Below are 9,230 nucleotides of genomic sequence, written 5' to 3' on the forward strand. Positions count from 1 at the left end.
ATATTCAGGAGAACAGCATGAAATTCAGTGAACAGTGGCTGCGTGGTTGGGTTAACCCGCAAGTCTCCCGCGACGAGCTGGTTGCTCGTCTGTCCATGGCCGGCCTCGAAGTCGACAGCGTCACCCCGGCGGCTGGTCAGTTCAGCGGTATCATCGTTGGTGAAGTGCTCAGCACCGAGCAGCATCCGGATGCCGACAAACTGCGCGTGTGCCAGGTCAGCAATGGCCAGGAGACTTTCCAGGTCGTCTGCGGCGCGCCCAACGTGCGCCCGGGTCTGAAAATTCCCTTCGCCATGATCGGTGCCGAGCTGCCAGGCGACTTCAAGATCAAAAAGGCCAAGCTGCGTGGCGTTGAATCCAACGGCATGCTGTGCTCGGCTGCCGAACTGCAGATCAGCGAAGAAAACGACGGCCTGCTTGAGCTGGCCGCCGATGCGCCGGTTGGTCAGGACATCCGTGAATACCTCAACCTCGACGACGCCAGCATCGAAATCGGCCTGACCCCGAACCGCGGTGACTGCCTCTCGGTGGCCGGTATGGCGCGCGATGTCAGCGCCCTGTACGACGTGCCGGTTACCCGCATCGACGTGCCCGCCGTTGCCGCCAGCCACGATGAAGTGCGTTCGGTTGAAGTCTCGGCCCCGGCCGCGTGCCCGCGTTACCTCGGCCGCGTGATCCGTAATGTCGACCTGTCCAAGCCAAGCCCGCTGTGGCTGGTTGAACGCCTGCGCCGCAGCGACGTGCGCAGCATCGACGCTGCAGTCGACATCACCAACTACGTGATGCTCGAGCTCGGCCAGCCGATGCATGCCTTCGACCTCGCCGAAATCAACGGCGGCATCCGCGTGCGGATGGCCGAGGAAGGCGAGAAGCTGGTCCTGCTCGACGGTCAGGAAGTCGCCCTGCGTAGCGACACCCTGGTCATTGCCGACCACACACGCGCCCTGGCCATTGCTGGCGTCATGGGTGGCGAGCACAGCGGCGTGAACACCGAGAAGACCCGCGATCTGTTCCTTGAGAGCGCCTTCTTCGAGCCGATTTCCGTCGCTGGCAAGGCCCGTTCCTACGGCCTGCACACCGATGCCTCGCACCGCTACGAGCGCGGCGTCGACTCGCAACTGGCCCGCGAAGCCATGGAGCGCGCTACCGCGCTGCTGCTGGAAATCGTCGGCGGCGAAGCCGGCCCGATTATCGAAGCAGTCAGCGAGCAGCACTTGCCGAAAGTTGCGCCGATCACCCTGCGCGCCGAACGCATCAGCCAGATGCTCGGCATGGACATGGACCCAGCCCAGGTCGAGCAACTGCTCAACGCCCTCGAGCTGACCACCAGCGCCGATGGGGCAGGGCAGTGGACGGTACAAGTGCCAAGCCACCGCTTCGACATCAGCCTTGAAGTCGACCTGATCGAAGAGCTGGCCCGCCTGTATGGCTACAACCACCTGCCAGTGCGCTACCCGCAAGCCCGTCTCGCCCCTAAAGGCGCGCCGGAGGCCCGCGGTGAGCTGCCAACCTTGCGCCGCCTGCTGGTAGCTCGCGGTTACCAGGAAGCCATCACCTACAGCTTCATCGACCCTAAACTGTTCGAGCTGTTCAGCCCTGGTGTCGAGCCGTTGCTGCTGGCCAACCCGATCTCCAACGACATGGCCGCCATGCGTGCCTCGTTGTGGCCTGGCCTGGTCAAAGCACTGCAGCACAACCTCAACCGCCAGCAAGACCGCGTGCGCCTGTTCGAGAGCGGCCAACGCTTTGTTGGCCAACTCGGCGACCTCAAGCAGCAGCCAATGCTCGCCGGCGTCGTCACCGGTACCCGCCTGCCAGAAGGCTGGGCCAACCCACGCGATGGCGTCGACTTCTTCGACGTCAAAGCCGACGTTGAAGCCGTGCTGGGTTACTCCGGCGCACTCGGTGAGTTCAAGTTCGTCGCGGGCAAGCACCCAGCCCTGCACCCTGGCCAGACTGCGCGTATCGAGCGCGACGGCAAGGAAGTCGGCTACCTCGGCGCGCTGCACCCAGAGCTGGCCAAGACCCTCGACCTGGACCGCCCGGTGTTCGTCTTCGAGCTGATCCTGGAAGAAGTTGTCGAAGGCTGCCTGCCGAAATTCAGCGAACTGTCCAAGTTCCCTGAAACCCGCCGCGACCTGGCCCTGATTGCCGGCCGCGATGTGGCCGCCAGCGACGTCCTTGAAGCAATTCGTGACAATGCCGGCGAATGGCTCACAGACCTCAGGCTGTTTGACGTCTACCAGGGTAAAGGCATTGATCCTGATAGAAAAAGCCTTGCGGTCGGCTTGACCTGGCAGCATCCATCGCGCACTCTTAATGACGATGAGGTGAACGCCACCCTGCAATTGATCCTCACCTCGCTCGAACAAAGGTTGAACACCACGTTAAGGAAATAACGGCATGGGTGCTCTGACGAAAGCTGAGATGGCCGAGAGGCTGTACGAGGAGCTTGGGCTTAACAAGCGAGAGGCGAAGGAACTCGTCGAGTTGTTTTTCGAAGAGATCCGCCACGCGCTTGAAGATAACGAGCAGGTCAAGTTGTCCGGATTCGGCAACTTTGACCTTCGCGACAAACGCCAACGGCCGGGCCGCAACCCCAAAACAGGGGAAGAAATCCCGATCACCGCACGCCGCGTCGTCACCTTTCGTCCAGGGCAGAAACTGAAAGCCCGGGTTGAGGCCTATGCTGGAACCAAGCCATAACGACGAGCTGCCCCCTATCCCGGGCAAACGCTACTTCACCATTGGTGAAGTCAGCGAGCTCTGTGCGGTAAAACCGCACGTGCTGCGCTATTGGGAGCAGGAGTTTCCCCAGCTCAACCCCGTCAAACGCCGCGGTAACCGCCGGTATTATCAGCGCCAAGACGTGCTGATGATCCGCCAGATCCGCGCGTTACTGTACGACCAAGGCTTCACCATCGGCGGTGCGCGCTTGCGCATGTCCAGTGATGAGGCCAAGGACGACACGACGCAGTACAAGCAGATGATTCGGCAGATGATCGTCGAGTTGGAAGATGTGCTAGTGGTGTTGAAGAAATAACCTGATCCGACGAGTGGAAAGTTTTTCGAAAAAAAGCTTTCATTAATCAAAAGGTTAGGGTAGATTTTGTACCGTTCTCAGCAATATCGAGAGCAGTTCGGGGCGTAGCGCAGCCCGGTAGCGCACTTGCATGGGGTGCAAGGGGTCGAGTGTTCGAATCACTCCGTCCCGACCAATAATCCCAATGACTTAGCCACCTCAGGGTGGCTTTTTCATTTCTGCGTGTGGGGACTTTTTCGGGGGATCATCCGATTTTCCTCTTCAAGATCGTCAGTACCGGCCCACGCGAGTCGGTAGTTGATACCATGTTCGCAGCCTCAATCAGCTTGCCCAGCTCAGCGCCGGAGTAATGACTGGTGATGCTGCCGTTCTTGTGCCCAAGCAGTGATTTCCGATCCTCTTCAGTTACACCCGCGGCGCGCAGTCGGCGCCCGAACGTATGCTTGAGGTCGTGGATCCTGATCGAGGCATACCCAGGGTGAGCGGGGCGAAGGTTTTCCTCCTGCCAGAGTTTCGCCGCTCTCACCCGTGCCTTCTTCCAGGCTGAGTCGTTCATCCGGTGCATAGCAGTGCCGTTGTATGGGAAAACCCATTCCTTGCTGGCGCCTCGCTGCCGCTCAATGATCGACTTGGCCACACTGTTCAAAACCACCAGGCGCTCGTCGCCATTCTTTACGCCCGACCGGGCGTGTCTCCCGCCGAAGTCAGCGGGGATCAGGAAAACACTGGTCCCGAGTTCCGGCACCGATATCTCCCAATCCCACCTCAGCTTGCACACCTCCTGTTCACGGCAGCCAGTGTTCACCTTGAACAAGGCCATCGTCTGCAGGTGACCGGGCAGCTCGCCGAAAAGTATCGACTGCTCCTCCCATGACATCGGGTAGGGCTTGCGGCTCGACTTCTTCTCCTCGAGCTTTTTAAGCATGGGAACGCTGTCCAGCCACGGGCGTCGATCATCATCCCGCCACTTCCTCGCGCAGAGGGTCAGCACCCTGACTGCACGCTCGATCGCGATGTTGATCGTCCGGTTGCTTACCGCCTTCTCAACCGTGCCGTCGTCCCGCACCTTGGCCGTCTGCCGATCCCTGATGAAGGGCTCCAAGGCCTGGTCATCAATGTGGGTCAGGGGCAGATGGCCAAGGTATGGGTGCAACTGTTTCATGCAGAGGGCAGTCAGGTGAATGGACGGCTGATCCCTTACCTCCAGCAAAAATCTGGTAGCTGCCTCTTCCCAGGTGCGCACCTGCCGAACACCATAGACTTTCTGCTGTCGCAGCTTCTCAAGCTTGTGGATCAGGTATTGCTCTGCTTCTTCCCGGTCACCAGTTCCAGTGCTTTCTCGAATTCGCTCGCCTTTGTAGACTTTGTCGATTTGCCAGACACCGCCCTTCTCGTAGAGGCCGGTGATCGTTTTTCGCGCCATATATATTCTCCTCGGCGCTCGCTGCAGGGCCGATTGTTGTCTTGTTCGAAGGCTTTTTCAATCGCCTTTGCCTCAATGTAGGCGTCAGCCCATTCATCGAGCTCTTGGCGGTCAAAGGCCACGCCCTGCTTTCCGATGGGGAATTCTCGGACGCATGGCCTTACTGTCTTGTTGAACTCGTCCCGGCACATGCCGAGGTAGCCAGGTGCATCGCCGAACCGGATGAACCGCGGCTGAATGCTTGATGGCTTAGATGTTGTAGCATTCGCCATATAGGTCTCCACGCCGGCGGGTGGCAGATTGGTGCTCAGTCCAAGTCGCGGCTGATGCTTGGCTTAATAGGGTGGTGAAATGCCCAAGGGCATCCGCCGCGGCGAAGTCGCGTCCGGCGGTGTTGATGGATAATCGCTGCAGGACGCTCATGGCCAACCTCCCGCCAGCGCCGCCAGCTCAGCCACCAATGCATCAGCCCGACCATAGAACCTGCCGGCATCCTCGTTCACGAAGCGCTCGAGCACAGTGGCCACGGCCTGCTGATTGGCCAGGCCGCGCAGATCTGCCTCGGTTAGCGGCACATCGGTTGACGGGGCGTGCGTGAAAGCATCCTGGCTGATCAGCAGCGTGCGCACAGGGCGGATGCCTTTCACCTTGCTCACCCAATTTGTATCGGGCACGCACCAGGGCAGCATGTGCAAGCACCAGGCAGTAGCAGCGTTGTCCTTCTGGGTGCTGCTCCAGTAGTCGTGCGCGCAGCCAAACGACTGGGCTGCCCCCCTTTCAGGGGTGAGGCCACTGCGGCCCCAGTCAGGCAACTGGAGCAGGTTGCAGCGCAGAACCTGTAGCTCCTCGACCGACGGGATGTGCCAGCCCCAGGTGCCACGGATATTCATGTCCAGGACCTTGCGGGCGATGGCGCTGCCCTCGGCTGCCATTGCCCTGGTGTTGGCCATACCGTCGAAGCGTGAAGTCGCTCCACGAATGCGCGGTCGCGGGCCTTCCTCCTGCCACCAGTGGGCGGCGACCTCGAAGTCACGACCTGCATCGATGACTGCATGCTCGGCGCCGTCGAAGAAGATCCGGCCAGCGAAGAATCCGCCGGCCAGTGGCTGGCCAACAGCGGGGAGGGCGGCAGGATTGATTGTTCGGCGCTTGATCATGGTTGCCCCCGGAAATGGTCGGCTAGCACCTGACGCCCGTCCAGGCCGCAAGCGGCAGACAAGGCGGCGACTTGGCCGAAGGTGGTTGAGCGCTGCTGCAGGGCATCCCACAGCAGCAAGAGCATGCTGGCGCGGGTCATAGCTGCTGGTCCTGCGCCGCCTGCTGCTGCAGTACCTCCAGGCGCAGGGCGGTGTCGATCTCTTGATCCAGTTCCGCTGCGGAGAGCCAGTTGTCACCGCGCACCACCAGCAGGTCTTCGTCAGGATCTTCGATGCGTTCGCGGTCGCGCAACCACCGATACCGGCGCGCATCAGCCACCATCTTGACGTGGTCGTCGATCTCGAATGCCTTGCAGAATGCCGGCTCACCCTTCTCGGCCATGTAGCGCATAGCGTCGTTGATGTCGCTGTATTGCAGGTCGCCTTCCACCACGACGTGGCGCAGAGCAACAGACAGGAAGTCCAGTACCTGAACATCGGACCACGGGGCGTAGAGGTATGCTGGGTTTGGTGAGCGCAGCTTGTCCGCGGTGCGATCAAGGTCCTCTTGTAGATCACCCGCGTTGGCTCCTGGAATGTCTGCGCTCGCGGCTGGCGCCATCTGGACAGCCCCTTCCGCCACGCGCCGCTGATGGATCTCCTCGCGGTCAACGATTACGCCCTTCGGCGCATCGATGCCGAGTCGCACTTGGCTGCCGTTTACGTGCGTGACGGCCACGCGGATGTTGCCGCCGATGATGATGGACTGGCCGATGTTGCGGCTGAGCATGAGCATTGTGAACCTCCTTATTTCGGGCAAGCCGGTGGCCTGCCGAGTAACTTGGCTTTCGAGTGAATTTGAGTTGCACGCGCAATTACTCTGACTCCTCAATTTTGAGGAGTCGATCACACAGTTCTTTTTAGTGCTTCCTACGAAGTTCCAGGCATTCGATCAGTTGTTCAAATCTGCTTTCGTAGATGTGAACCTGAACTTCGAGTTGATTCGAGGGGTTGGTAACGTTTTTGCCGTATGCTAACCCGGAGTCAGTAAGGGCCCAGAACTCCTTGACTCCTTTGGTTTTACTGGGGCGTTGCTTACGCTCGACCAATCCCGCCTCCTGCATCTGCAAGTAGACCTGGCGAGAGTTGGTGGTAAGTTCGGACTTTTTGATCAGCGTAGAGAGCGCAGCAGTTGTGTGGCTGCTTACATCGCCATCCGGAGCATCAGTTGAATAGACAGGAAGCAAATCAGATTGCCCGATTTTTGCTGCAAGTCGCTGATACATTGCCAGTGTCGCAGAAGGCGCCAGGTTCATGGTGCGAGTTATTGACTCGATCAGAACCGCGCCGTCATTGGCCGAGGGAAGTGCTGGCGCATTGGCAATCGTGTAAGTTCCGGTGCGGCGGATCGTGGGCAACACCTCATCAAATACCCAGGATTCGAACTCCTGAGCAGCCGGCATAGTACTGTTGACGATAAGGCGAAGAGTGTCACCCTCGGAAAGCACGCGAGCTTCTTGGGTGCGGCCTAGGTTGTCGAGGATGGGGTAGCGTTTCGCGACCCCACGGCAGTGACGACCCATGGCGTCACTGGGGTTTGCATAACCCAGCAGATCGCACACGTCCTTACCCACAAACCATGGGGTGCCATTGTCTTCGGTTACAACACGGACATTGGACTTGCGGAAGTTGAAAATTGAAACGTTCACTAGGATGCCTCGCTTAGTGCGGGGGTCTTCACAGACCCCCGGTTCGGCCGGGCTTGGTCACCTGTGAGGTCACTTTAACCGAAGTGACAGCGCAGAAGGCAAGCCAGTGGAAAATCTTTTTGTGTTACGCCAACGCAACCTGCTGCTCTACCCGCCGTGCCGCGACACGAATCTCGACCCGGCGCTCGCCGCCGTTGCCGCCGCGGCGAACGCGAAGTGCAGCGTCATCGCCGATCACTGAATGAAGCGCCAGCACCAGCGCGAGAGTTGTGGCGATCGGACTTATCAGCCCTTTCTGCATGGCCACCGCCACAAGTTGCGCACGCCGTGTAACGCCGAGTTTCGTGGTCGCACTGAGTACCCGCTTTTTGATCGAATCAGGCTGAACGCCCAGCTCGCGCGCCAGCTCCTTGCTTGTCTTTCCCTGAGCAACCCCAAGCACGCATTGCAGCTCACGTTCAGCCAGACCGCGGCCGAGGAAGCCCTGCCAAGATCCGGCGGTGATGGTGGTTGCAGCTGCGGTCATGGTTGCGCTCCTTGCTCTGTTGATGTCGCAACATTACTACTGGCATTATTATGTGTAAATACCTTTGGCAATATTATTTTCATGAGCACAAAAAAACCGCCTTCATGGCGGCTTTGTGGGAGGGGTGTCAGGTGCAGCTTCCTCCCCGCCAGAGAACTTTCCCAACTATTGGAAGGTTGGCCACCTCTGACTCTGGGATGACCTCATCAGGAAAAAGGTTTCTGTCTGGGTTCTCGCTTCTGATTAACCATGATCCGGAAATCTGCTGGATCAGCCTCTTAGCTGTGATCGACCCATCCCTACGCTTGATCATGTAGATCTGGCGGTCTTCGGGCGATGTCTTGGTGGAGTCGAAAAGGACCACGTCCATGGCGCAGATGTGCGGAGCCATATCGTTGCCATCAGCGTAGATGACGAACAGGTCGTCAGGGTGCACTCCCATCCGGCGAAGCCATCCCCGTCTGAAGACCATCCCTTCCGTCAATCCAACGTGATCGTCGTTAACGCCTTTCACGAAGCGTTCTTGGGCCTTGTATTGAGGAACCAATACATACTCCTCAAAAGGGACCGTGCCTTTAGCTCGGTGAGCGGCGACTCTGTTAGAGATAAATGCACGGTTTGCTTCTACTGAAGCAGAGGTGAGCAGTTCGATTTCATGCGCTAAGCGAGGGCTGAACTCCGAGATCTGCACCTCAAGTATTTTGGCAAAGCCGGCCGCAATCGGTGCGTTTAGGGGGTTGACAGCATTCAGATAGTGGCTCACCGAGCTCTGATTTATGCCGAGCTGTTCTGCAAGCTTTTCCTGGGTGAGGCCGAGCTCTCGCTTTTTGAGGTTAAAAATCCTCTTGAGACGTAGACATTCGGCTTTTCGGTCATCGGGTAGGTTTCGTTTGCTCATGATCGCAGAATATTCCCTACGGTAATATCTTGACAAATGCCAAAAGTATTTACTTTGAAAAATGCCATTGGTACTATCAACTTAAATTTCGCCCTGGAGAACGCCGTGAGCACCCTTCACCTTAGAGAATTCGCCAAGGAGCGCGGCCAGCCCGAGGCTGCGATTTTGTTAGGCCTCACCCAGGGTGCGCTCAGCAAGGCTATCCGCGTGGGACGTCTGATATTTGTTACTGAGCAATCAGACGGCAGCTTCACTGCCGAAGAACGCCGTCCATTCCCTGCTCGCTCGGAGGCCAAGGCGCGGGCGATCTCTGGCCCCACCATGACTCAAATGATACCTCCTGCTACCACACAGCACAGCTCCACCGTGGTGGCTGTTAATTCATCCAGTACCGCCCAGGCCTCGCCATGAAGCCGGCCCCATCCCTATTTTTGCTGAGCGGCTGAGCTTTTCGACCGCCCACAAAAAAGCCCAGCACTTGGCTGAGCTTTTCTA

At 58.7% G+C, this 9,230-nt stretch carries 12 protein-coding genes, 1 tRNA gene and 1 pseudogene; 5 read left to right on the top strand and 9 right to left on the bottom strand.

Annotated elements, in window-relative coordinates; translation table 11 throughout:
- Positions 1–17 precede the first annotated feature (17 nt).
- From pheT to ACQZ2L_RS06235, 4 genes are all read left to right on the top strand, one after another.
- Complete coding sequence (pheT, locus tag ACQZ2L_RS06220; protein WP_430325237.1) at positions 18–2,399, top strand: phenylalanine--tRNA ligase subunit beta; 2,382 nt, start codon at positions 18–20, stop codon at positions 2,397–2,399.
- A 4-nt stretch (positions 2,400–2,403) separates the two neighbouring features.
- Positions 2,404–2,706: an integration host factor subunit alpha gene (gene ihfA, locus ACQZ2L_RS06225; RefSeq protein WP_009394049.1), complete on the top strand. Its 303-nt coding sequence runs from the start codon at positions 2,404–2,406 to the stop codon at positions 2,704–2,706.
- Complete coding sequence (locus ACQZ2L_RS06230; RefSeq protein WP_101320614.1) at positions 2,687–3,043, top strand: MerR family transcriptional regulator; 357 nt, start codon at positions 2,687–2,689, stop codon at positions 3,041–3,043. The genes ihfA and ACQZ2L_RS06230 overlap by 20 nt, the downstream gene beginning before the upstream one ends.
- Before the next feature lie 98 nt (positions 3,044–3,141).
- Positions 3,142–3,218, top strand: a tRNA-Pro gene (locus ACQZ2L_RS06235).
- A 69-nt stretch (positions 3,219–3,287) separates the two neighbouring features.
- Here the strand turns inward: ACQZ2L_RS06235 and ACQZ2L_RS06240 are convergent.
- From ACQZ2L_RS06240 to ACQZ2L_RS06280, 9 genes and pseudogenes are all read right to left on the bottom strand, one after another.
- Positions 3,288–4,451, bottom strand: coding sequence for a tyrosine-type recombinase/integrase (locus ACQZ2L_RS06240; RefSeq protein ID WP_430325467.1), 1,164 nt, complete (start codon positions 4,449–4,451; stop codon positions 3,288–3,290).
- Positions 4,337–4,738, bottom strand: a complete 402-nt coding sequence (locus tag ACQZ2L_RS06245; protein ID WP_430325238.1) for a hypothetical protein — start codon at positions 4,736–4,738, stop codon at positions 4,337–4,339. Before ACQZ2L_RS06245 ends, ACQZ2L_RS06240 begins: the two co-directional genes overlap by 115 nt.
- Complete coding sequence (locus ACQZ2L_RS06250) at positions 4,716–4,889, bottom strand: hypothetical protein (protein ID WP_430325477.1); 174 nt, start codon at positions 4,887–4,889, stop codon at positions 4,716–4,718. Before ACQZ2L_RS06250 ends, ACQZ2L_RS06245 begins: the two co-directional genes overlap by 23 nt.
- Positions 4,886–5,623: a hypothetical protein gene (locus ACQZ2L_RS06255; protein ID WP_430325239.1), complete on the bottom strand. Its 738-nt coding sequence runs from the start codon at positions 5,621–5,623 to the stop codon at positions 4,886–4,888. The genes ACQZ2L_RS06250 and ACQZ2L_RS06255 overlap by 4 nt, the downstream gene beginning before the upstream one ends.
- Positions 5,620–5,763 (bottom strand): hypothetical protein, encoded by a 144-nt coding sequence (locus ACQZ2L_RS06260; RefSeq protein ID WP_430325240.1) that lies wholly within the window; start codon positions 5,761–5,763, stop codon positions 5,620–5,622. Before ACQZ2L_RS06260 ends, ACQZ2L_RS06255 begins: the two co-directional genes overlap by 4 nt.
- Positions 5,764–6,215: 452 nt before the next feature.
- A pseudogene (locus ACQZ2L_RS06265) lies at positions 6,216–6,398 on the bottom strand (carbon storage regulator); the annotation flags it as partial.
- Positions 6,399–6,522: 124 nt separating this feature from the next.
- Entirely contained in the window at positions 6,523–7,311 is a 789-nt protein-coding gene (locus tag ACQZ2L_RS06270) for a BRO-N domain-containing protein (protein ID WP_430325241.1), read from the bottom strand.
- A 124-nt stretch (positions 7,312–7,435) separates the two neighbouring features.
- Complete coding sequence (locus ACQZ2L_RS06275) at positions 7,436–7,837, bottom strand: response regulator transcription factor (protein WP_430325242.1); 402 nt, start codon at positions 7,835–7,837, stop codon at positions 7,436–7,438.
- A 127-nt stretch (positions 7,838–7,964) separates the two neighbouring features.
- Entirely contained in the window at positions 7,965–8,735 is a 771-nt protein-coding gene (locus tag ACQZ2L_RS06280) for a LexA family transcriptional regulator (RefSeq protein ID WP_430325243.1), read from the bottom strand.
- Between the two features lie 36 nt (positions 8,736–8,771).
- On the opposite strand from ACQZ2L_RS06280, the gene ACQZ2L_RS06285 reads away from it, so the two are divergent.
- Positions 8,772–9,146, top strand: a complete 375-nt coding sequence (locus ACQZ2L_RS06285) for a Cro/CI family transcriptional regulator (protein ID WP_430325244.1) — start codon at positions 8,772–8,774, stop codon at positions 9,144–9,146.
- Positions 9,147–9,230: the final 84 nt, after the last annotated feature.

Origin of the sequence: Pseudomonas shirazensis (assembly GCF_050496565.1) — a bacterium.
Lineage (GTDB): Bacteria > Pseudomonadota > Gammaproteobacteria > Pseudomonadales > Pseudomonadaceae > Aquipseudomonas > Aquipseudomonas shirazensis_A.

Bases quoted from the DNA above. Each gene is read 5' to 3' on its own strand.
- pheT (WP_430325237.1), top strand. From the start codon at position 18: ATGAAATTCAGTGAACAGTGGCTGCGTGGTTGGGTTAACCCGCAAGTC.
- ihfA (WP_009394049.1), top strand. From the start codon at position 2,404: ATGGGTGCTCTGACGAAAGCTGAGATGGCCGAGAGGCTGTACGAGGAG.
- ACQZ2L_RS06230 (WP_101320614.1), top strand. From the start codon at position 2,687: ATGCTGGAACCAAGCCATAACGACGAGCTGCCCCCTATCCCGGGCAAA.
- ACQZ2L_RS06245 (WP_430325238.1), bottom strand. From the start codon at position 4,738: ATGGCGAATGCTACAACATCTAAGCCATCAAGCATTCAGCCGCGGTTC.
- ACQZ2L_RS06250 (WP_430325477.1), bottom strand. From the start codon at position 4,889: ATGAGCGTCCTGCAGCGATTATCCATCAACACCGCCGGACGCGACTTC.
- ACQZ2L_RS06255 (WP_430325239.1), bottom strand. From the start codon at position 5,623: ATGATCAAGCGCCGAACAATCAATCCTGCCGCCCTCCCCGCTGTTGGC.
- ACQZ2L_RS06260 (WP_430325240.1), bottom strand. From the start codon at position 5,763: ATGACCCGCGCCAGCATGCTCTTGCTGCTGTGGGATGCCCTGCAGCAG.
- ACQZ2L_RS06275 (WP_430325242.1), bottom strand. From the start codon at position 7,837: ATGACCGCAGCTGCAACCACCATCACCGCCGGATCTTGGCAGGGCTTC.
- ACQZ2L_RS06280 (WP_430325243.1), bottom strand. From the start codon at position 8,735: ATGAGCAAACGAAACCTACCCGATGACCGAAAAGCCGAATGTCTACGT.
- ACQZ2L_RS06285 (WP_430325244.1), top strand. From the start codon at position 8,772: ATGCCAAAAGTATTTACTTTGAAAAATGCCATTGGTACTATCAACTTA.